At 65.3% G+C, this 21,556-nt stretch carries 23 protein-coding genes and 2 pseudogenes; 11 read left to right on the forward strand and 14 right to left on the reverse strand.

Going from position 1 to position 21,556, the window contains the following annotated elements; translation table 11 throughout:
- Positions 1–651: 651 nt before the first annotated feature.
- Complete coding sequence (locus ABN028_RS33555) at positions 652–1,020, forward strand: Mth938-like domain-containing protein (protein ID WP_349699411.1); 369 nt, start codon at positions 652–654, stop codon at positions 1,018–1,020.
- A 104-nt stretch (positions 1,021–1,124) separates the two neighbouring features.
- Here the strand turns inward: ABN028_RS33555 and ABN028_RS35645 are convergent, their stop codons facing one another.
- From ABN028_RS35645 to ABN028_RS33565, 3 genes are all read right to left on the reverse strand, one after another.
- A complete protein-coding gene (locus ABN028_RS35645; protein WP_502879246.1) occupies positions 1,125–1,694 on the reverse strand; it encodes a GrpB family protein in 570 nt (189 codons plus the stop codon).
- Positions 1,695–1,841: 147 nt separating this feature from the next.
- Positions 1,842–2,360 carry a DinB family protein gene (locus ABN028_RS33560; RefSeq protein WP_349699412.1) on the reverse strand — a complete coding sequence of 173 codons (519 nt, stop codon included), beginning with the start codon at positions 2,358–2,360 and terminating at the stop codon, positions 1,842–1,844.
- A gap of 178 nt (positions 2,361–2,538) precedes the next feature.
- On the reverse strand, positions 2,539–2,949 hold the full coding sequence (locus ABN028_RS33565) for a GNAT family N-acetyltransferase (RefSeq protein WP_349699413.1): 411 nt from the start codon (positions 2,947–2,949) through the stop codon (positions 2,539–2,541).
- 133 nt (positions 2,950–3,082) lie between these two features.
- On the opposite strand from ABN028_RS33565, the gene ABN028_RS33570 reads away from it, so the two are divergent.
- Positions 3,083–3,469, forward strand: a complete 387-nt coding sequence (locus ABN028_RS33570; protein ID WP_349699414.1) for a hypothetical protein — start codon at positions 3,083–3,085, stop codon at positions 3,467–3,469.
- A gap of 197 nt (positions 3,470–3,666) precedes the next feature.
- On the opposite strand, the gene ABN028_RS33575 is transcribed toward ABN028_RS33570, so the two are convergent.
- The 5 genes from ABN028_RS33575 to ABN028_RS35650 form a co-directional block, all read right to left on the reverse strand.
- A complete protein-coding gene (locus tag ABN028_RS33575) occupies positions 3,667–4,275 on the reverse strand; it encodes an ATP-binding protein (protein WP_349699415.1) in 609 nt (202 codons plus the stop codon).
- Positions 4,276–4,574: 299 nt separating this feature from the next.
- On the reverse strand, positions 4,575–5,873 hold the full coding sequence (locus tag ABN028_RS33580) for a hypothetical protein (RefSeq protein ID WP_349699416.1): 1,299 nt from the start codon (positions 5,871–5,873) through the stop codon (positions 4,575–4,577).
- On the reverse strand, positions 5,870–6,409 hold the full coding sequence (locus ABN028_RS33585) for a SigE family RNA polymerase sigma factor (protein WP_349328226.1): 540 nt from the start codon (positions 6,407–6,409) through the stop codon (positions 5,870–5,872). The genes ABN028_RS33580 and ABN028_RS33585 overlap by 4 nt, the downstream gene beginning before the upstream one ends.
- Before the next feature lie 291 nt (positions 6,410–6,700).
- Entirely contained in the window at positions 6,701–6,907 is a 207-nt protein-coding gene (locus ABN028_RS33590; RefSeq protein WP_349699417.1) for a hypothetical protein, read from the reverse strand.
- 670 nt (positions 6,908–7,577) lie between these two features.
- The gene (locus tag ABN028_RS35650) at positions 7,578–8,090 is read right to left on the reverse strand and encodes a DUF1990 family protein (RefSeq protein WP_502879247.1); all 513 of its coding nucleotides are present in this window, start codon (positions 8,088–8,090) and stop codon (positions 7,578–7,580) included.
- A 166-nt stretch (positions 8,091–8,256) separates the two neighbouring features.
- Between ABN028_RS35650 and ABN028_RS33595 the strand changes: the two genes are divergently transcribed.
- On the forward strand, positions 8,257–9,675 hold the full coding sequence (locus ABN028_RS33595; RefSeq protein WP_349699418.1) for a serine/threonine-protein kinase: 1,419 nt from the start codon (positions 8,257–8,259) through the stop codon (positions 9,673–9,675).
- Between the two features lie 203 nt (positions 9,676–9,878).
- On the forward strand, positions 9,879–10,796 hold the full coding sequence (locus ABN028_RS33600; protein WP_349699419.1) for a carbon-nitrogen hydrolase family protein: 918 nt from the start codon (positions 9,879–9,881) through the stop codon (positions 10,794–10,796).
- Positions 10,797–10,864: 68 nt separating this feature from the next.
- Here ABN028_RS33600 and ABN028_RS33605 read toward each other — a convergent pair whose 3' ends face one another.
- Positions 10,865–11,278 carry a VOC family protein gene (locus tag ABN028_RS33605; RefSeq protein WP_349699420.1) on the reverse strand — a complete coding sequence of 138 codons (414 nt, stop codon included), beginning with the start codon at positions 11,276–11,278 and terminating at the stop codon, positions 10,865–10,867.
- A gap of 113 nt (positions 11,279–11,391) precedes the next feature.
- On the opposite strand from ABN028_RS33605, the gene ABN028_RS33610 reads away from it, so the two are divergent.
- Both ABN028_RS33610 and ABN028_RS35655 read left to right on the forward strand, forming a co-directional pair.
- Entirely contained in the window at positions 11,392–12,291 is a 900-nt protein-coding gene (locus tag ABN028_RS33610) for a sulfotransferase domain-containing protein (protein ID WP_349699421.1), read from the forward strand.
- Positions 12,292–12,642: 351 nt separating this feature from the next.
- Positions 12,643–12,789: pseudogene (locus ABN028_RS35655) on the forward strand (hypothetical protein); the annotation flags it as partial.
- On the opposite strand, the gene ABN028_RS33620 reads toward ABN028_RS35655, so the two are convergent.
- Entirely contained in the window at positions 12,790–13,338 is a 549-nt protein-coding gene (locus ABN028_RS33620; RefSeq protein ID WP_349694996.1) for a mycothiol transferase, read from the reverse strand.
- Between the two features lie 469 nt (positions 13,339–13,807).
- On the opposite strand from ABN028_RS33620, the gene ABN028_RS35660 reads away from it, so the two are divergent.
- A complete protein-coding gene (locus tag ABN028_RS35660; protein WP_502879249.1) occupies positions 13,808–14,551 on the forward strand; it encodes a VOC family protein in 744 nt (247 codons plus the stop codon).
- Positions 14,552–14,688: 137 nt separating this feature from the next.
- Here ABN028_RS35660 and ABN028_RS35665 read toward each other — a convergent pair whose 3' ends face one another.
- Complete coding sequence (locus ABN028_RS35665; RefSeq protein ID WP_502879248.1) at positions 14,689–15,138, reverse strand: HIT family protein; 450 nt, start codon at positions 15,136–15,138, stop codon at positions 14,689–14,691.
- An 86-nt stretch (positions 15,139–15,224) separates the two neighbouring features.
- Between ABN028_RS35665 and ABN028_RS33635 the strand changes: the two genes are divergently transcribed.
- Positions 15,225–16,040 (forward strand): class I SAM-dependent methyltransferase, encoded by an 816-nt coding sequence (locus ABN028_RS33635; protein WP_349699422.1) that lies wholly within the window; start codon positions 15,225–15,227, stop codon positions 16,038–16,040.
- Positions 16,041–16,561: 521 nt separating this feature from the next.
- Here the strand turns inward: ABN028_RS33635 and ABN028_RS33640 are convergent.
- Entirely contained in the window at positions 16,562–17,593 is a 1,032-nt protein-coding gene (locus ABN028_RS33640; RefSeq protein ID WP_349699423.1) for a phosphotransferase enzyme family protein, read from the reverse strand.
- A 77-nt stretch (positions 17,594–17,670) separates the two neighbouring features.
- Here ABN028_RS33640 and ABN028_RS33645 point away from each other — a divergent pair, with 77 nt between their 5' ends.
- Together ABN028_RS33645 and ABN028_RS33650 are read left to right on the forward strand one after the other, a co-directional pair.
- Positions 17,671–18,240 carry a YciI family protein gene (locus ABN028_RS33645; protein ID WP_349699424.1) on the forward strand — a complete coding sequence of 190 codons (570 nt, stop codon included), beginning with the start codon at positions 17,671–17,673 and terminating at the stop codon, positions 18,238–18,240.
- A gap of 196 nt (positions 18,241–18,436) precedes the next feature.
- A pseudogene (locus ABN028_RS33650) lies at positions 18,437–18,925 on the forward strand (mycothiol transferase).
- Positions 18,926–19,133: 208 nt separating this feature from the next.
- Here ABN028_RS33650 and ABN028_RS33655 read toward each other — a convergent pair.
- Positions 19,134–19,562, reverse strand: a complete 429-nt coding sequence (locus ABN028_RS33655; RefSeq protein WP_349699425.1) for a hypothetical protein — start codon at positions 19,560–19,562, stop codon at positions 19,134–19,136.
- Positions 19,563–20,081: 519 nt separating this feature from the next.
- Here ABN028_RS33655 and ABN028_RS33660 point away from each other — a divergent pair.
- Positions 20,082–20,573 (forward strand): GyrI-like domain-containing protein, encoded by a 492-nt coding sequence (locus tag ABN028_RS33660; RefSeq protein WP_349699426.1) that lies wholly within the window; start codon positions 20,082–20,084, stop codon positions 20,571–20,573.
- Positions 20,574–20,627: 54 nt separating this feature from the next.
- Here ABN028_RS33660 and ABN028_RS33665 read toward each other — a convergent pair whose 3' ends face one another.
- Positions 20,628–21,104 carry an HIT family protein gene (locus tag ABN028_RS33665; RefSeq protein ID WP_349699427.1) on the reverse strand — a complete coding sequence of 159 codons (477 nt, stop codon included), beginning with the start codon at positions 21,102–21,104 and terminating at the stop codon, positions 20,628–20,630.
- Positions 21,105–21,556 lie beyond the last annotated feature (452 nt).

Raw genomic sequence — 21,556 nt, forward strand, 5'->3', positions numbered from 1 at the left:
CGCCCGACGCGACCACCGCGTCAACGTCTGGCACTCCTCATCGCTCAACACAAGCTCAGCCTTCGGCCGCCCAGTCCTCGCCATCCACCAAACCTACACTTACCCGACGAATTTCAGGCGGAGGACAGTAGCCTGTTGCCAAATAAATACTTCGCAGACGAGGCTCCATGTCGGTTGCGACGGGGGTGGTTCCTCACGGGCCCTGTAGCCGAGTTCGAATGCGTCGAGATATGCCGCAAGAGCCCCCAGGTAGTCCTCCAGGTATCGTTCTCCCACTCACGGGGTGCGCGGCGCAAGTCGGTCAGCATCAATCGCACGACCCTCGTGCTGGGTTTGTGCCGCGCCGACTATCTCATCGGGCACGGCAGCAAAACGGCCCGTCTCCCACATTCCTGTCACGCGGGTATGCTGCACCAGCCAACGACGGGTATCGCTGGCAGGGCCTTGTGGTGACGCGAGGCGATCGGGGAACCCGATAGGGCCAACGACGAGAGCGGTGACGCTACGGACTCAATCTGAGCGTCAAGTGGTGTGACCCGAGTGACATGGAGGCATCGCAGCAACGCCCCTTTATCCGACTCACCCCACCAGCCCTTAGCAGGCTGTGAGACGCTCCTCGCCTCTGGTAGATCCTCCGGGAGGGTTACGAGTATGGAAGACCGTTCGCCGCGGATTCTCGCCATTGAGTGGGGCAGGATCGACGTCGAAGGAGTCGGCGAAGTGAAGGACGCGAAGCTCTTCCCAGGCGGGGGCCGGGCGTGGGACTGGACCGAGACCGGCACCAGACATCGCCCCGGGATCCAGGTCCTCGACGCGGAAGAACTGCTCGCCGCCGGAGCGACCACAGTCGTGCTGAGCAGAGGGATGGACCTCGTGCTTCAAGTGCCGTCTACGACAGTCTCGGAGCTAGAGGCACGTGGGGTTACGGTCCATGTGTTGGAGACGCGGGAGGCCGTAGCGCTGTACAACGAACTGGCGACGACGACACCAGTCGGGGGACTCTTCCACTCGACGTGTTGAATTCGGGTCAGGGTCGGCCGCGGTGTCTGGTCCAGCCCAGGGTGCAGCGTGCCGACCAGCACCCGATGTGACATTTCGGCCCTGCGGGAGGTCGAGCCTGGACACTAACGGGCTATTAGCCGAGGACAACGAGGAGTACTCCAGGCCGCTCCAGCCTCTCGTTCCGAAGCTGCCATCAGTACATCGGTGGCCGGGTCTTTGATCTGGCCATGCGTAGGAAGGTCGGGCGTCACCGCCCGTGCTAGCCGTCGCTTGAACTCTGCCCAGGCCTCGCGGGGCGCTTGATCCTGAGTCAGGAAGTCGCGGAAGAGCAGGGCATACCGCTCGTTAGGGCGGCCGGCAACACGAACGTGAACATTGCCCGTGCGAGTACCTGCGGGTGGGCGAAACACGAGCTTGTCCCAGGCGTCCGGATCTCCGTTCCAACGTTCCGGGACGTGATCCCGAGATTCCCAAGCGCCGGGGGCCCTCGTGAATCCCGCGCTCAGCAAGCCCTCTGTGAGCTGCTCGTCGGAGAGGCTGCGCACGATTGCCTGTACATCGATGCAGTCCTTGGCGACCATCCCAGGCACCGACGTCGAGCCGATGTGGTCGACTCGCACCACCGAGGATCGGCTACTTTCCTGATGCGAGCAGCCAGGACATCGAAGTCCTTCGCCCAATCGGGCTGCCATTCGATGAGTTCGACGAGCTGCACGGTGAGTCCTCCTGCTCCTCGGCTGAGGGTGCAACTCTTCCAGTCAGCCAGCACCTGGTCGACGACCAGCCGAGCGCGACCGAGCAGCTCACGATCAGGTTGCCTGCCCGTACGGATCAGATGCTCAAGTACCGGTCCGGCCGTCGATGCGTTCGCGGAGCATGTCCGCGTGCCCGTTGTGCCGGTCGTACTCCGAACACATGTGGCACAGGATCCAGCGCAGAGACATCGGGCCGAAGCGCGGGTGAGTGAAGGTCTCGTCGAGACTCCTGCCGCAAATCGCGTCGCGAGACAGGTCCCACTCGTTGAGCAGCAGGTTGTACGTTGCCTCGGCCTGTCGGGGATCCACGTCCTCGAAGTCAGCGTCCGGCTTGCCAGGACGACTGTAGATCCCCGGGACGTCCTGGCCGGCGAACCGTTGGCGGAACCAGGACCGCTCCACCTCGGTAACGTGCCGGATCAGCCCGAGCAGCGACAGCGTCGACGGCGGGACCGCCCGCAGCGCCAGTTGCTCCGCAGTCAGACCGCCGCATTTGTGGAGCAGCGTGTACCTTCCCCGCTCCAGAAAGCCCTCCAGGGTCGAACGCTCATCCCCGGTGAACGGCTCGTCCACCCGCTCTACCTCTGGCGCGATCCAACTCATCCGGCAAATGTACGGATCAGCATCGTTCAGGACCAGCCGAGCGCGGATCGGCAGCTCGCGGTCGCGCTGCCTGCCTCTACGGATGAGGGGGTCATGGCGAGGGTCGAGCTTGTCTTCTCCCGGCTGAAGAGCTGGAAGATCCTGCGAAACTGTCTGCGGCGCGGCAGTGGCGTGCACCTCAGCTGTCCCCGTTCAGTACGTGCCACCGTCTGACGGCCATGCCTGTGACGGCCTGCATTCCAAGGCCCTCATAGTACGGGCGCAGCGTTTCATCGCAGGTCAGGTCGACCGAGTACAGATGCTCGGCCGCGGCAAGCACGCGTCGCAGTAGTTCACTGCCGATGCCCTTGCCCTGGTAATCGGGAAGGACCTCCAGCCACGGGATGAAGGCCGTGAGCACACCGTCGCTGATCATGTTGACGAAGCCGACGACGTGATGCGATCCAGCCTCACGTGCGATCACGACCCGATAGCTGCCACGCAGGACGGCAAGGTGCTGGGCGGGCGTCGGCGACGAAGGCCATCCCACGAAGAAGCCACAGAGATCCTTCTCCGCGAGGCCCGAGATGTCGGTGCTGTAGAGGATCACTGGCGCATCCTGGCAGAGAGGGGTCAGGCGACCCGAGTCCGCATGACGTTTCGTCGCGGTACCTCGCCACTGGCGCACCAGGGTGAGACACTCCCGGCGACACCCCGCCAGCGAGATCAGAGGGGATCTTCCGATGCCAACAGCTCAGCCATGGACCCTGATACGCCCACAGGTGATCCCGGGCCGGTTCTACACCTGGTACCTGGGCTTGGTCGCGTCTCCCCGCAGGCTGGTGTCCGGCCTCGTCGTCGAGTTTCCTCATGGCGACGATGACAGCATTGAAGGGGTCTACCGCCAACGGCCCGGCTGGCCATTCTCGGGGTGGAAGACCGACCTTTACGATGCCGACGGCGCCCTGGTCGTGGCGCTCGGCTGCGCCACCGGTGGCGGGGACCGGAGCGGCCTCCAAGGGATCTCGGTCGCGGACTTCGACCGAGAGCAGCTCCCCAGGGCAGGGAGGCTTCAGACCGTTCTGGAGAGCGTCGACGTCGACGTCAGTCTCCCGTTCTCCCGCGACTGACGTGGAGTCGCACATCCACCTGACGTGCGGGTGTCGCGCATCAGATGGCACAGGACCCGGACGCCGGGCTGCTTTGCTGCATTGACCTCTTATGGATCAAAGGCGCCGCTGACGCGGCGTTCGCGATGTACCTGCACCTTATGGCAGACCTCAGTTGTGCTGGAGAGGGGTCCGCCGATGTACCCACGCACTCCGCTTCAACGGGGCGGTTGTGACGTGGACCTGACGATGCTCAGGATCTGATCGGCGATGGCATCCGGCGGTTGGCTGTCGGTTTCGATCACGGTCATATCGCCCCGGGCACGGAATTTCCGGTTCAGGTCGATGAGCGAGTCGCGTTCGCGCTGCGAGCCCATCCACGTCCGCTGGCGAAGTCGTCTCTCCAACTCGGCGTCGGAGCACACGAGCGCCACATAGGTGATCGGGCCGAGGAAGTGTCGCAAGGCTTGGTGCTCCCATTGGTGGGGCATGGAGTATCCGACGAGGATCAGGCTGTGGCCGCTTTGTGCCACACCTACCGCCGTTCGCAACCAAGTGTCGATGAAGCCGAACCAAGCCCCTTCTGAGCTGTCATGCTCGGGTCGGGAAGTCAGGTCGGAGTCCAGCACGACCAGCTCGAGCGGCAATCGGGCCGCCAGCTCCCGGCCCACGCTCGACTTTCCCGTTCCAGGGCTGCCGGTGATGACGTACAGCTGTCCCTGTCGAAACGACCGGGCTGTGGAGCAGGGGCCGCAGGTGATGCGATCCGTGGCTACCACTTGCAGCGGAGCGCCCGCGCCACAGGCGGGGCAGTCGAAGTCGACCATCGTGCGAAGCGCCCCTTTAAGGCGTGCCAACGCAGGGTCGTTCATTGTGACCTCTCCAAGCTGAAACTTGCCGCGCAAGTGGCGGCACGAAATGAGACAGCGAAGTCCGCAGCTAAAGAGTCTGCGGTACACGAGATCACGTCACGCACGGCACCTTAGCGAAGCACGAACGCCCCGCCAACCACAATTGGCGCCGGTACGCATGAGAACGCACCACGCGAAATGGCATGGGGATCTGTCGTTCCTTCACCGATCCAGGCCCACGGTCGGATGTGATGGGCGGTAGTCGCCATGACTCCTTAGGTGCCCGGGAGCTTGTACCAACGGCCGTCCGCAGGTCGGTGTTTGGTGGCGACTTCGCAGCTGCCCGCGACGGTGCACCGGACGATTCCCGGTTCTCCTTGGCCGTAGGAAGCGAGGAGGAAGTGTTCCTCGTCCTCCCAGGCCATGTTTCCGTTGGAGAGCCTGATGGTGAGAAGCGGCTTTCCCGTCCGGCCGTCGGCGATCGTGTAGTGGGGCACGGTCTGTCCTTCGCCCATGATTTCGACCACCGCATAGCGGCCATTGGGCGAGAATCCGCGGATGCTTACGTGGCTGCCGAGCTCGGTCGGGCAGACGCGCCACCGCTCGCCGTTGCCGTTGCCGGTGTCGATGGTGGCGGCACAGTACAACTGCTCGGACTGGCGTTCCTGGGCGACTTTGGGTACCAGGCCGACGAGGCTGGCACGGTCGGTCGTGTCCGCTCCGTAGAAGCCTTGCCACAGGGTGAGCTGCCCGGTCTTGGGATCCCATTCCTGTGCCACTGCGGGCTCGGATAGCCAGGAGCCTGAGCTGAGCATGACTTGCTCACCGAGAAAGCCCACCGTGCGGCCGCCCTTTCCGACGTCGATCGAATGCAGGACTCTGCCGGTGCGCGCGTCGGCGACGTTCACGGTGCCGTCCGGGGTCGCCCAGGCGATCTGCCTGCGGTCGCTTGATACGACGGCTCTGCCTGGAGCGGTCAGTTTCTGCGTGCCGTCAAGCCCGACGAGTTGTAGGTACACCTGATTGTTGTCGTAGCTGGTGACTACGTAACCACTGTCCACGACGTCGAAGGATGTCCAGTCCGGGAGGTCGACTGGTGTGGTGGTCGCCCCGTTGTGGATCTTGCCGTCGGCGTACCAGGGGACCTTCGGGTCCTCGCCACGGGGGAGCCCGGCGAAGTCCTCTTCCCTGAGGCTCTTGGGGGCATACGGCGCTACGACAGGTCCGGCGGTCGGTGCCGGTGAAACGCCGACCGTCGGTGTGGCGATCGGCGAGGGCGTGGAGGGTGGCGTCCGTCCTGGCGTATGTGCGGGTGTCGGTGTCACAGTCGCGCGGTCCACCCGGGTGTGGTCGCCGGGCGGGCTGAGGAGGTTCAGGCTGAGCGGCAGAGCGAGGGCGACGGCGGCGACACTGGCGACGACCCCGGTGGCGCGTCGGCGTATCCGGATGCGGCGGGCGCGGTGCATGGCGTCCGCGGCAGGGTCGTGGTGGGTCCTGGCGTAGGTCGCGAGTCGGGTCAGGCCGGCGCGGAGGTCGTTGGCCGTGAGGTCCTGGTCGTGCTGGTGCTCGTTCATCGGACGTCCCTCCTGGCGGGCGCGGGCTCTGGTGTAGTGGCCGGGGTGAGTCCGGCGCGCAGGGCGGCGAGGGCGCGGTGGGTGCGACTCTTGACGGTCCCGATCGAGCAACCAAGGATCTCGGCGGTCTCGGCTTCGCTGAGGTCCTCGAAATAACGGAGCACGACCGCGGCACGGTGGTGTGCCGGGAGGGCGCGAAGGAGCCTCCACAGGTCACCGTCCTGCTCAGCCGAACCACCGGGGTCACCTCGCGGATCGGTTGCAGGACGATCCGGCAGTTCGGCCGTCAGAGTCTCGCGTCGCCGCCACGCACGACGCCACCAGAGGGTGTGCTCATTGACCATGACCCGCCGTACGTAGGAGTCAAGGGCTGCCTGGTTGTGGATGCGTCTCCACGCCAGATAGGTGCGGGCCAGCGCGGTCTGCACTAGATCCTCGGCCGCGTGATGATCTCCCGTCAGCAGGAACGCCGTACGCGTCAGCGCGGCATGCCGAGCGGCAACGTAGGAGCTGAACTCCTCCGCGGTGTCTGCCACCGATTCCCCCCTCCCATGTGTTGTTCGCATCCCCTAGATGCGGTCGGTCCCGTGAAAGGTTCCACATGTGCGGGAGGAACGGCATCTCGTCCAGCGCTCATCAGCTCCCGGAGACCAACCTGACCCCAGCGTGACCCCAACGAGCGGCGCCGTCTGGCGACGATGAGCACCAGGCTGAGGACCTCAGGATGAGCAGCTGATGATCACGATGTCCGCTCCTACGGATATGCAGCGCCCAGGCTCCGGCGCTCACAGGACCGGCCAGCCAGGACCAAGGTCACCGGACCGCCGTCAGGGCTCCTCGGGTCGGTGCGGAACTCGGCGCCGGCCGCGAGCCACACCGACCAGCACCCCACCTGCGACCGCGACGACCAAGCCGAAGAACAGCACAAGCGCCCCCGGACCTGGCGTCATCAACATGGCCACGCCGGCGACCGAGACAAGGCCACCAACACCGAGCCCGGCCCAGCCAAGGAACCGCAAAGGACGATGGTTCATCGGATCCTCCCAGCGAGTGGACGCAGCGTACCGGGCGGACCCGAGGGGCGTTGCCAAGTTCCGCGGGCGAGAGACCCCTGGGCTGGGTGCACTCCGTACCTCGGGAACGGCGGTGTCCTTACGGCCGCGCTTGCTCCACGACCGCCGTCTGCCGCATCACAGCGGCATTTCCCACCGCGTTCCTGGCTATGCTCGCTCCCGTTGAGCGGGGCGGCTATCCGACCAGCACTATTCCGAGGCGGACGCGATGAGCGCTACGTCCCCACAACCTCCCGCGGCAGGCGATTGTCAGCACGAGGACGGTGGGCCATCGAGAGGTCTCCTGCGGTGGCGGTGGGACAGCCCTCTCCGAAGGAGGGCAACACGCACCGCCAGATCAGTCTCGAACTGGCTTGAACGCTACGGGCCACGGCCTGGGGTTGTTGCACTCGGACTCGGCAAGGCGTTGGAGCACCTCGGGCTGCGACCGGCCGCATACCTGTGGTTGCCACTCGCGCTAGCGGCGACCTAGTTGATCTTATGGCCGCTCGCCGCGAATATCGTCAGGCTTGCTGCGAGAACCGTCCAAGCTTTCCTCGAAGGATGGCGAGAAGGACTGCCTACCGACCGTGCCACATATCTTCCGGATGGAACGTGCCCCTGTGGTGCCCCCGAACGACCTCACGGGTCCTCAACAACCCTGTCCGACCGACGGGAGAGCAGCCCTCTCGGGGCGACGGATGATCTTACGGGCTCCCGGGCTCACGTCGTCATCCCACAGCTCGCGACTCAGGACGCAAGGGAGCGGAGATAGCGCCGGCTGTAGAGGTACTGAGCCACCGGCAACAGTGGATACGCGGCTCGCCAAGTCCCGATCGACCGTTGGGTCAGGGAGCGAACGGTTAGCCATGTCGAGCCGTCGGGTCGCCCGATCGACCAGGAACGCTTCCTCCCCGCTGACGGGATGACCTGTAAGGGTGCCGTATGCAAAGCCCTTCCGGTGAGGTTCGTCGACCACCGCGATCACCTGCACGGGCTCATGGATCCGCAGGGGTCCCAGGTGGGCGATGAGCCAGTACCTGGCCCCTGCGACGACCGTGGCATCGGGGCTCGGGCCGATCGGAAGCCCGTCCGACAAGCTCGAGCCAGCTCTTCGCGCCATCGAGCCATTATGCGGAGTCGGCGTGCTCTGACGCGTGTCCATCTAATGGACAGATCTGACCGCAGGCCGTCCCGGTAGCGCTGCGGCACCAGGACGATCACAGGCTGGCTCCGTCCCGGCCTCGGCCGGCCGAGCGTGGTCTGGGCGAACCGTCCGGCGGTCATGACCTGCGCTGTATGTTCGTCAGGTTGTAGATGGTGGAGGTGGCATGCAGTCAGGTGCGGGTGTGGTGGCCGGTCGTTATCGGCTGAGTAGCCTGCTGGGCCGCGGGGGGATGGGAGAGGTTTGGCAAGCCGACGACCAGATGCTTGGCCGTCCGGTCGCGGTGAAGCTGTTAGCCACTACGGTGAGTGATCCAGCGGATCGGGCGCGGTTCGTTCGGGAGGCCCGTTCGGCCGCGCAGGTTAGCCACCCGAACGTGGTTGCGGTCTACGACGTCGGCGAGTTCAACGACCGCCCGTACATGGTCATGGAGCTTTTCGACGGGCCAACGCTGGCTGCCGAGTTGGCTGAGCGTGGACCGCTCCCCCTCGAAGAGGTGCGGCGCCTGGGGGCACACGCTGCCGCGGGTCTGCAAGCCGCTCATCTGGCCGGGGTGGTCCACCGTGACATCAAACCGAGCAACCTCGCCCTGTCTGGCGACGGTGTGCTGAAGCTGATGGACTTCGGCATCGCCCGAGCTGTCGACGAGGCAGCCACCAGGCTCACCCAACCAGGCACGGTGGTCGGCACCGCGAGCTACCTCGCCCCGGAGCAGGTCGCTGGCGGTGCTGGTGATGCCCGAAGCGATCTGTACGCCTTCGGCTGTGTGCTGTACGAGATGCTCACTGGTCGCCCACCATTTACCGGCGGTATGGCCGCCGTCTTGTACGCACACCAGCATCTCGACCCCGAACCGGTGTCCAGGTTCCGTGCCGACGTGCCGCCCGATCTCGAACGCCTGACGCTCGGACTGCTCGCCAAGCACCCCGACCACCGACCGGCCAGCGCCGGCATGGTCGGATCTGTGTTGATGGGGCACAGCCTGCCCGGACCGCTGCCTATGCGCGGGGGTGGAGGCGGCGATGCCACGTCCTCGATGCCGGTGCACGCGTACCGCCCGCCGGGCCGTTGGAGCAGGCGTCCCGGCACTGCGCTGGTCATCGCGGCCGGGCTGATCCTCGCCGTTCTGGCCGGCGTGATCATCGGGCAGATCCTGACCAGCATCGACGACGATTCCCCTGCTGCGCGCGCAGAAGACCCGACCGGCGCCGCATCGAACACCCCCAGCCCGTCGTCCTCTCCAAGCCCGTCGTCTCCAAGCCCGTCGACCACCGAACAGCCCGCACGGTACGGCACCGCTGCCTGGCTGCGGCAGGTCGCCGCCGCAACCAGCCGGTTGGAGCGGCGCGGCCGGATCGACCCCGAGGTTGCGGACAAGGTGCACAAGCGCATCGACGAAGCGCTGGAAAAGTACCGCGAAGGCAAGACCGACGATGCCGCACAGAAGATCCGCGAACTCACCCGCGATCTCGCCGAGGCGCAGGACAAAGGTCGCCTCCGCGCAGACGCCAGGCTGGCCAACCTGCTGGCCATCGCACCAGCAGACTCCGACGAAGGGGGTAACGATCGCAAGGGCCGCGACTGATCCACCGCGGTTTCCTTATCGGCGGCGGAGGATGTCGCCCGCGAGGGCTGGAAGTCCACGACGACCAACGATTAATTTCTATCCGGATTAGGGGTGGCTGCCGGTCACCCTGGGAGTCATGAGCAGGGACCCCGATGACCCGAGTGGAGCTGGCGAGGTTCCTGAACCCTTGTTGTCGGTGGTGGCTGCGATGATCATGCGACATGGCGACAATTCGGATCGCGGTGGCGCAAGGTGTAGGGACGCATACCCCGGACGGGGCGTCGATTCGCGAGCAGGGTCGACGAATTCGAGAGCTGATGGCCAGCGCGGCCGACGGTGGGGCTCGACTGATCTTGTTCACCGAGGGGGCGCTGTCGGGCTATCCGGATAAGCGGTTGATGTCGCGTGATCCGGATCGGGTGACGGAGTCGGACTGGTCGCGGGTCGATTGGGCCGTGCTGGAGGACGAGCTCGCAGCGACTGTCGGGCACGCCGGTGACATGGGTCTGTGGGCGGTGGTCGGCTCGGTCCATCGGGTGGCGGGACGTGCACGACCGTTCAACAGCCTGTACGTGATCAGCGAGACCGGGCACCTGGTCGGCCGTTACGACAAGCGGTATCTCTCACCTACCGAGTCGACGTTCATGTTCGCGGCCGGTGAGCATCCGACCGTTTTCGAGGTTGACGGGTTCCGTTTCGGCTGCGCGTTGTGCATCGAGGCCAACATGCCAGAGGTGTTCATCGAGTACGAGTCACTCGGGGCAGATTGCGTGCTGCTGGCCACTTACGCCGACGGGCCCGCCGCCGAGCCGCTCGGTTCTAGCCACTCCATGGCACACGCGTTGCTGACCGGGATGTGGATCGCATTCGCCGCGCCCGGATTTGCCCCAGGGACCGCCGTATCCTGCGTAGCCTCGCCCGATGACCGGTGGCTGGTCAGGGGCGATCCGGACGGGGCGCCCCAGGTGCTGTTCGCCGACCTCAATCCCGACGCGATGCGCGCCGGCTATGACCGTGGCTACAGGCCCTGGCGGGCGTGCTACCGAAACGGGTACTGTCCAACGCCGGACGAGGTCACGGCATTGCTGGAGTCGCAGGAGTCGCAAACCGCCACGCCCCCACAACGCCTGAGGTCATAGAGGTCAACTCTGCAACCGCAGGGCTGCGCTCGTGTCGTGTCTCCCGCGTGCTGTGCCGCTCGGAGTGCTTACTGGACGAGCAGACAGAACGGGTGGCCAGCGGGGTCGGCCAGGACATACAGGGGCTCGCCCTCATCCCGAGTTCGGTCGAAGAGGACAGTCGCGCCGAGGCCCTCCGCACGCTGACGGTGGCGCTCGAGGTCCTCGACCGACGGAACCTTGAAGTCCATGTGCATTTGCATCGGAACCTGCTCAGACGGCCAGGTCGGCGGGGTGGTGTCCTTCTTCTCCTGGACGGTAAGGACACGGTTTCCTTGGTCGTCGACGAGGACCAGCCAGTCGGCGTCGTCCTCGCTGCCGTCGGTGGGGACTTCTTCGCCGGAGCGATACCGCAGGCCCAGCAGTTCCCGATAGAACTCGGCGAGGCCACGGCAGTCTCGGGCATCGATTGCGGTGTGGAGCAGAACGGGGTATCCGGGCATTGGCCTGTCTCCTTACGGAGTAGCTGCACTGCGAACAACACGTTAGCCGTACGCCGAAGTTGCACGCCACGAGGAACCCAGCAGGCGCCATCACTGACCTGTACGATCCAGCAGTGCGCGACTCCCCCTCCTCCCCTTACCGTTACGTCTCGGACGACGAGGACAGTGCTCGCTGGCTCGGGTTCCCGTTCCGGCAAGGCGACATCGTGATCAGCACCCGGTCGAAGAGCGGCACGACGTGGATGCAGATGATCTGTGCCGTGCTGGTCCTGGGTACGCCGGAACTCCCAAGGCCGCTCGCCGACCTGTCGCCGTGGCTCGACATGCTCACCGTGCCGCGCGACGAGGTGTACGCGATGCTGGAGGCGCAGCAGCACCGCCGGTTCATCAAGACGCACACCCCGCTCGACGGGATCCCGCTCGACCCGCGGGCGACGTACGTCGTGGTCGCCCGACACCCGCTCGACATGGCGGTGTCGCTCTACCACCAGGTCAACAACATCAACCGGGAACGGCTCCGCGAGCTGACCGGCGCGTCGGAACCGAGCGAACCGACGAACGAGCGGCTCCCCGTACGGGAGTGGCTGCTGGAGTGGACCCGCTCCGAGGAGGATCCGCGGGAGGCGATGGACTCGCTGCCCGGGGTGATGTGGCACCTGTCGGACGCGTGGGCCCGCCGCGACCAGCCGACCATCGTCCTGGTGCACTACGACGACCTGTCCGCCGACCTGGACGGCGAGATGCGCCGGCTGGCCGACCGGCTGGGCGTCGCGGTGTCCGACGAGGTGTGGCCGGATCTGGTACGGGCGGCGACCTTCGAGCAGATGAAGGGCAAGGCGGGCTACCTGCTGCCGAACCGCAACGGCGTCTTCAAGGACATCAACGCGTTCTTCCGCAAGGGCCGGTCCGGCTCCGGACGGGAGCTGCTGTCCGATGCCGAGCTGGCGGCGTACCGGGCCCGAACCGCCGAGATGGCGCCGCCCGACCTGCTGGCCTGGCTACATCGCGACTAGCCACCGGTCGCTTCGTCTGGGCCTTCGTGGTGAAGTGTCACGTCTGGTGGTGGTGCTGCCCCGAGGCCGTGAGGTGTTACCGGTTGAGCAGGTGAACGACCTTCTCCCGAAGGCCTGAGATCCAAGGGAAGTCCTCCCGAACGACTGGACGGTCAGTAGAAATCGCCGAAGATCACTTGAAACTGCAAGGAACCAAGCGGCGAGGCTGTCGCCGTTGCAGGCCGAGGGACTCGATGGCGAGCACGAGGCTGCTCGAACCGTGATCGGTGGCAAGCACCGTGGCGACTACCGCAAAACTGCCACACGGCCGCACCGGCCAGTGCTGGGACAACGCTCTCTGAGTCGTTCTTCGCCTCACTCAAGGGTGAGCTCATCGACCTGCAAACCTGGTCCACCCGCGCCATGGCACGGCGTGCGGTGGTGGAGTACATCGGCTCGTACAGCACCCGGCTGCACAGCACTCGGCCCGGGGTCGGCCACGCCATCCCGGCTACTTGATTACCACGGCGGGTCGTTGCCTTTCAGGCCGTCAACCGCTTCGCGTAGTAAGTCGGCGTGGCCGGTGTGTTTCAGGTTCTCCTCCAACAGGTCGACGAGGAGTCGCCTGCGGCTCACGATGTAGGGCTCGCCATTCGACGTGCTCCACGTGACGGTCACGTCGAGCCCATCGTGCTCGATCATCTCCTGCCACGCGGCCCGTGAGCGTTTGACGACGCCATACCACAGCGCATACAGCTCCTCGGGCTCGTCGGTGAGTGCCGAGTGGAAGTCGGAGTACTCGCCACCGTCCCAGTCGTCGGTGTTCCAGGGCAGGTTCGGTGACCGGCCGTGAGCCTTTGCGGTCCAAGCGTCCTCAACGGACGCCATGTGCTTGATCAGACCAGCCAGGGTCATCGTCGATGGTGGGTGCTGTCGGCGCAACTGCTCGGCGTTCAGCCCTCCGGTCTTCCAGGCGAACTGTTTGTGCACGCGTTCGAGTGCAAAGCACAGGATCTCAGCATCGGTGCCTTGCTGAGAGTCGGTGAAAGGCAGATCCGTCCAGTCCATGGCGGGACAGTAGTCCTGGTCACCAGTGGTCGGCGACCCCTCCTGCCGGCCTCGCGGGCGGCGTCGGGGCGCCGTCGGGGCGCCGTCCTCGGGCTCGTCGGCGGACCCAGAGATCAGGCTCCAAGTGCCGCAGGTGCATGTTGCCATCCTGAAGACATGCGTGCGAGCAACGGACGTATCCGTTAAACCTATTGTCTCGTCGGGTCTGTACCGACCAGCCGGACCGCGGTCCGTTCGTCGCCGTGGCCGACTACGACGCCGATCAGACTCTTGTGGGCCCGGGCAACCTTGTCGGGCCGGGCTGCTCCCTTGGTCCGCAGATGAAGCGCAGCGTACGACGCGAATCTCCCCTCAAAGAGGGGTCACGTCGGCTCCCGACGCCGGCGTGGCGGCCCGGATCTCGGGCGCGGCAAATGGCTGGTGTTGACCCTCACTCGATGTCAAGGTCCATGATTCTGATATGAGCGAGATGCTGTCGATCGGCCAGTTCGCCCGAGCGGCTGGGCTTAGTCCGCGCGTCTTGCGCTCCTACGACGAGTCCGGTCTCCTTCGGCCCGCTGCCGTCGATGACCTGACCGGCTACCGCTGGTACTTGCCGTCGCAGCTGCGTCAGGCCGAACTCATCCGCCTTGGCCGGAGCCTCGACATGCCGTTGGCGGACCTGCGGCCACTCCTGGCGGGCAGTCCTGAGGAAGCTCACAGCAGAGTCGACCGGCATTGGCGTTCTCTAGCGCGCCAAGCAGCTGGCTCACGGGCAGTCGCCAGCCAGCTTCACCAATTGATCGATGGAGACGATCCCAGGGAGGTGGACAGGATGGACGTACAGGCAATCGTTCTGTACGTGGATGATGTCCCAGCGTCGATGCGGTTCTACGGGGGTCACCTCAGTCTTCCCGTCGTGTACGAGCACGCCGGGCGAACGGCGTACCAGGTTGGGGCCAGCCGCCTTCTTCTCCATCCCCGCGGCGAGGGACTGGACTACCCGAAACGAGCTGAAGGCGAGGTCACCGGCCGAGGCGTCGAGCTGTCTCTCGGCGTCGACGATGTTGATCGCCTCATCAACCAACTACGCAGCAGCGGTGTCGATGTGTGCCAAGACCCGACCGATCAACCATGGGGGGAACGAGACGCAGTTGTAGCAGACCCAGACGGTTTCAACGTCCGCCTCTCACAGTCGCACCCCGAGACCTGGCTCGAAGCGGAGACCCGGTGACCGTCGTGCAACCCGCGTGCAACAAACAGTCGGATGGGTCTGAGCTGACCTGGACAAACAAAGCTCCGAGGAGGCCGCTCCCCCATGGAATGAGCGAGCCGACCCGTCTGGGGCAGATGATCAGATTCCTAATCCGTCTATCGTGCACGCCGCACACTCGGTCTCAGGGCGGCCGCGAGTTCAAGCGCCTGGCCGGCCAGTTCGTCATCCGACTCCGGGCGGCTTGCCCTTCTCGGGTATCCGTCCCCTGGTCGGCGAGGGACGACATGGAAGTGCAGGTGTGGGACGGACTGACCCGGCGGACCATTGTTCTGGGTCACCGTGGTGCCGGTCGTGTCAAACACCTGTTGGACGGCGGCGGACGTCATACGAACCATCTGGAGCATTGGACCGCAGTCCCGTTCGGGCAGCGAGTGCAGGTCCTGAATGTGTCTGTGGGGAACGACCAGGGCGTAGCCTGGCCCCGTAGGCTGGTATCGACCGATGAACACGACGAACCGTTCATCCTCGAATGCCCGCGGTGTACGGCGGGCCCGCCCCCGAAGGTCATCGCAGAACCCACACCCTGGCACGTCGATGTCTGACACGACTCATTCCTACCCGAACGCCGACGGGCAGCCAACGGCACCGGCCGCTAACGGGCCATTAGCTCAAGGGGGTCGCATGCACGCCGATGGCACGGCGACGGGGCCGCGCATGGGAGCATGTTCGGGTGTCTTGGTCTGCTTCCGCGGATAGCGCCCGACCCTTCTATGGAAGCTTCGGTTGGGCGTACGACTTGGTTGTTGCGGCTCCGGAGGGTCCATGGGTCGCGGCGGCCTGCGCAGACCTTCAGTCGGTCGGGATTGGACCGGGCGCGAGGCTGCTCGACGCTGGTTGTGGGACGGGCCGCTACGCTGCGGCTCTCGGTGCGCGTGGCTATTCGGTCGACTTGGTGGATGCCTCGGCCGAGTTGTTGTCGCAAGCGGCCGATCGGCTACCGAGAGCCAATGCTCGAGTCGCAGACCTCCGCGAGCTCGAACTTGGAAGACATTACGACGCCATCGTGTGCCGCGGCGTCCTCAATGACATGATCAGTGACGTCGAGCGGCAAGCCGTGCTCAACAGTTTCGCTTCACACCTCCGCTCGGGCGGCGCCATAGTCCTCGACGTTCGGGACCGGGACGTATCCGAACGTCGCTACGGAGACAACTACCGCATAGAGAAGCTGGTCGACACGCCGCGTGGCACGCTGGCCTTTACGGCCGACGGGAAGTTCGAGCACGGACTCATCTACACCCACGAGGAACACGAGCTGCGCACCGGCACCGAACCTCCGCGTCTGACCTCCTACGACTTCACGATGCGCCCCTGGACCAGAGAGGAACTCGACGAACACCTATGGCTGGCTGGGTTCCGCGTCCAGACGATCACTGAGCTGAATGATCGCGGATCGAATGACCGACTACTCTGCCTAACGATCCTGGACCGGACTCCGGTCCCTCAATGAGCCGGTGCCGCCCGGCCACTCCCAGGGCTCCACGGGTCTGGACGTCGGCTTCGGGATCTTGATCGCGGACCGAACTCCCTGATGCCACATGGGTTCGTCGTCGAATCGGGGAATGACATGCAGGTGCGCATGTAGCGATGCCATGTCGTTCCACCCGAGGATGTATCCGTCGGGAGCCAGAAGCTCGTGCAGAGCCTCCCTGGCCATGACCAGGAGATCATGTGTCGCCGTCCATTCATCGGCTGTGAGGTCGATGGGGGACTTCCGGTGGGCGATGCAGAACTCGTTCTCGATGTATATGCCCGCCTTGCGGAATCGTGTCTGTTGGTCACAGAAGTGGCACCCGGTTGCACTCATATCGGCGATTCTTCACTCCGCGCTGTTGTCATCGCAAGCAGCCAGATTGAGGGCCGTAGCGCAATGGGCAAAGATCGAGGATCGCAGGAGAGCCCAAGTTGACGCGATTGCAGCGGCGTCAAGGGACAAGTGACCAGCCCGTGAGAACCCGACGAGTCAGAGCCCTAACCGCTCAACACTTCGGGGTGCTCCAGCAGCCAATCACTGAACTGGATGGCGGGCACGTTGTTGTGGAGCCACTCGGCAGGGTTCGGGCCGAATCCGGCGTAGGTCGCGTGGTAGATCCGTGCGGCCGCGGTGTACGGGGCGAGTGCCCGACGCTCAAGAACTGTCAGCGGAGCACCGGTCGACTCTTCGTACTCCTCGACCAACCGACGTACGCGATGCCACGGGAACATGGTGGGATCGGTCGGTACATGGCCGTCCACCGTGAGTACGGAATGGGTGAGGGAGAAGGCCAGGTCGTGGATGCGGGGGCGGTGCGTGACGAAACCGAAGTCGAGGAAGACCGTCTCGCCGGAAGGACCGATGCCGAGGTTCTCGAGCTTGACGTCCCCGTGCACGAGCTGATGAGGGAGGCCGGTCGGCGACATCCAGCGGTAGCGCAATCGGCCGAGGAGGCTTCGGAGTGACCGCGCGATCTGTGTGGACTCCGCATCTCCAGCGACGGCCGCCTCGGTTGTCGGTAGCCACGCCCACAGGGTGTTGGGCGCGGCGAAGATCGCGGTCGACGGACGCGGACCACGCAGATCAACGGCAGCCAGGCGACGATGGAGCGTCCCCATGGCGCGGAACATCCACGCGTACGACTGCCAGGTGCTCGGCGGCGTCTCGTGTGGGACGTGTCTTTCCGTCTCGGCCCAACGGTCGCCGCATCGGAACGCGGTAACGCCGTCTCGGCTGAGAGCAACCGGGACCCTGATGCCCGTTCCAGCGAGGGTCTGCCGAACGTGCTGGACCGCGAGAAGTCTGCGACGTGTGACGTATGGGGGATGCACGCGGAGGACGATCCCGGCAGGTTCGAGCAGCAGGTTGCGGCTCATCCAACCGCCGAGATCGGTAGCCGTGCTCCCAGGCGCGATCTCAGCTGTCAGCTGCCGCAGGTGCGGATCCAGGGCGTCAACAGGCGTCGAACGCAGGAGCGGTGGCGACGACGGCGGAAGCGAGCCTTCGGGAGCACGATCCACCTGTGGCATCGAGCCAGTATGGAAGTGCCTGGCGGCCGACTCAACTCAGTTCAGCCACCAAAGGATCGGGTGGCCCAAGTCCCGTGATGGTGAAGACTGTGGACATGGAGTTCTTCTGCTATCACCGCGATCGGACCGGCTCCGCGGCGCTGCGCAACGAGCTGCGGGAAGAGCACTGGTCCTACATGGACCGGTACGCGACGAAGATGATCGCTCGCGGCCCGACCTTCGCCGGCGACAGCGACACGCCCAGCGGGAGCGTGCACATTGTCGACCTGCCAGATGCCGCCGGTGCCCGCGCGTTCGCCTTCGACGAGCCCAATTACCAGGCTGGCGTGTACCGGGACGTGCTGCTGCGCCGGTGGCGCAACATGCTGGGACGCACCATGTGGGACTTCCCCGGCGGCCGGACCGGTGGCAACCGGTACCTCGTGCTCGGCCTCAGCACCGGCCGGGCGGCCGACCTCGCCGTGCCGACCGAGCGGGATGACCTGATCGCCTACGGGCCGCTGCTGTCCGACGATGGCACGACCTGGCTGGGCACGGCGGCGCTGGTCCGGGCAACGGACCCGTACACGGCACGCGCCATCCTGACCCCGGACAGGTACGCCGACATCGAGGTCCACCACTGGCAGTTCGGCGGGCGGCCGTCATGAATCGAGGACGTCCAGTTCCGCTCGGCCGCCACTGCGGGTGAGCAGATGCCGTGGCACGTGTACGCCGCCTTCTCTGCCAGCAGGTCGACGCCGGTCGGCAGCGTGTGGAACCGGTCCACGACCGTAGCGTTCGGCTGCGGCCTCTGCCATTCTCGCGGGCATGGACTACACAGACCTCTTCCCGTACGCCGACAACATGGACGGTAGCGAGGCGGAGGTGCTGTGCTTCGCTCTCGACCGTGTGCGGTGGCGATTTGCCTGGAAGACCGGAGGGCTCAAAGCCGAGCAGTTGCGCCGACAGCACCCACCATCCACGATGACGTTGGCGGGCCTGATCAAGCACATGGCGGTCGTCGAGGACGGGTTTGCCGCAGGGGCTGCCGGTCGGGCAGCCACGTTGGTCGGCGGGGAGGACGATTGGCGGTGCGCGGACGAGCCGGAGGCGCTGTAGGCGCTGTGGTACGGCGCCGTCGAGCGCGCGAGGGTCGAGTGGCGGAAGATCAGCGCCGACGGCGGGCTCGACGTACCTGTCCCGGGAGGCACGGACACCTGGATCCTGAATCGCCGAGGCTTGCTCGTCACCTTGCTGGAGGAGTACCAGGTGCATGCCGGCCACGCCGACCTCATCCGCGAGGCGGTGGACGGGCTTGTCGGCAACGACCCGAGGGAAGTCGAGGATGTCTGACAGGACGACGGCAGTGTCGCGTTCTCGATCCCGCGTGACGGCACTCCATCACTGCTCGGGCGGGGAACGCACGCGTGATCGCATCAGCAAGGAGGACGAAGCATGTTGAACGGGGAGCCTCCGGGTGAAGCGTCCCGGAGGCCTTCAGTTGAAGGCGTACTGTCCGGAAGGCCTGCCAGATCTGGTACGAGCGGAAGCCGACCGCTGATCAGCCGATCTTTGTTCCGACAGGCACGGAGTCCAGTGTCCGGAGGTAGGCAACCAGGTCACTCAGTTTCTCGTAGGTGCGCGCTTCTTCAGCCATCCCGTCGATGAGTTCCGGTTCCCCATGCTGGACTGAGTACATGGTCAGGCCCTTGCACGAGGAACCTTGCGCGGTCTCGAATGGCCGCACCACGAGGCCAACGCCGTAGAACTTGTCGGTCGGCACCTCGCCGGTGACCGGTTCTGTGGCGCGGACGTCGACGATCTCGCCCACGAGCACGACCGAGGACATCTTGATCGCCTCGGTCAAGCTGGGCGGGAGAACATCCAACGCACCAGACATTCTCATCCGGGCGAAGAATTCGACATCCGAACCGTGGTGGGTATCCAGCACCGAATCGTCGACACCCGGCAGGGAGTAGTGCGTACCCACCACACCGCCTGCCGCTCCCGCTCCGGCAGCCAGGACAACAGCACCAGCGATCAGCGCACGTCGCTTGAGCCCCGACCTGGACGCTGTTTCTGGAACGCCTGACCGGGTGCTGGAAAGGATCACGTCCCTCGCCCTCACCGACCCCATCTGGTCAATGTATGCACTGGTGAGCAAGCAGGGGGCTCCGCGAGAGCCTCCGTCCGGCACCTGCCACAGATGACGCGGGCAACCGTTGCGGAGTCGAGCCGGGACTGAGTACGCTCCTCGTGGCGTCGATCCACCGCCAAACCTCCGTCGGTTCTCCCCAAGCAGAGCCGCTTGCTGGAGGCAAAGGGGACCATATCCTCGGATCGCTGTCCCGGTCACCGTCGGGCGCCGTCGCTGGGGGACGTAGCGCTGGACGTGGAGGGCCGGATGACGGCGAACCGCAATCGCAAGCGACTCGTTCGACAACGCATGCAGCGCACTGGCGAGTCGTACGCGGCTGCTCTCCGGCACCTTCGATCCGAAGGGAGTGCCATGTCGACGCAGCAAGCGAATGTGAACGTGACCTCGATCGTGCGCAAGACACTCAGTGATCAGCCGGTCCTGTGTGTACGGAGTGCCAAGGCGGATCGCAGTGCCGAGACGGACTGGTGCGCTGTGGGCGAAGCCATTGGAGAAGCGTGGCAGGCCCATGAGCAGCAGGGCCTCGCATCGGCAGGGCCGCCCTACACGCTCTTTCTCGATGACGGCTGGGAAGCTGGAGTGCCCGTCGATCGATCGGGCGCCCCCGAGGGCCGAGTCATTCCCGCCGTACTCCATCGAGGCGAGGTGGCATCGGCCTATTTCTCTGGCAACTTCTGGGACATGGAGAAGTTCGGGGCGGTCATCGCGAACCTGCGAACGCAGATCGAATCGGCCGGACTCGAACCAGCCGGCCCATTGCGCTGGATATGGCTCACAGCCCCAGAGCTCACACCTGACCCCGACAATCACTACACCGAGCTGCATTGGCCGGTAAAGGGCTGACCTGACCCGAGCGCAGCCGTCCCATCACCCGCGGGGTTCCTGCAACCGAAGGCCTTATATCGCGGCCCGAATCCGCTCGACTCGATCCAGAAGCTCTCCGGTGCTGGCAGTCACGGGCTGCTCGGGTAGGAACGGTCTACCCCCTGCCGGGTCACCGTAGTAGCGGGGCACCAGATGGCAGTGGGTGTGCGGTTGCCCGTTTCCGAGCAGGAGGTAGTTCATCTTGTCGGCTCCGAGCGCCCGCTGGACAGCCTTGCCTGCGTCCATGACATCGGCAAGGTAAGCCGCCTGCTCGGCCGGTGGAAGATCGTGCGGTTCGACCACGTGCTGCTTGTAGATCACCACGCTGTACCCGGGGCTGAACTGATCGGTGCACAGCCGAAACACACTCGTGTCCAGTGTCGTGATCGTGTGTCCGTAGCGGTCCGCATAGTCGGGCTCCATGCGGACTTCCATCTCCTGGCACAGGGGGCACGCCTCGCCTTGCAGAAGCTGGTCCCACTGTTCGCGTGGCATCCAAGTTGCCGTCACGCTCCACCGCCTTCTCCCGCGTAGAAACGCCCGACGCTATCGGCGCGGTACGCAGGTGACAAGCGGGACTTGAGGCCCACCAAAGAACGGCGGTGTCAGCCCTGCTTCTGGGCCTCCGGCGAAGAGCGAACAGGTCGGACAAGGGTGAGGTAGGCGAAGCCGAGGACGTCCCGCCAGCCCCGGAGCCATCCGTTGCGGTGCCTGTCGGCTTCCGCGCGGATGTCCCCGGCGCCGGGCTGGTCGCCGTACTGAATTAACCAAGCCTCCCAGTCCGCCAAGTATCCAGATTCGAACTGCTCCCACTCGCCTCGGCTGGCGGTCTGGATCGCTAGTACGGCGTGGCGTTAATGATTGGACGGTTGTTCCTGGGAGGATGCTGGTATGGCTCATCCTCCTGCTGCGGCGTTGGTGTTGCATGACGGTGATCGGGACGTTCTTGGTTCGTGGGTGCG

It is taken from the genome of Actinopolymorpha sp. B17G11 (assembly GCF_040196095.1).
Classification (GTDB): domain Bacteria; phylum Actinomycetota; class Actinomycetes; order Propionibacteriales; family Actinopolymorphaceae; genus Thermasporomyces.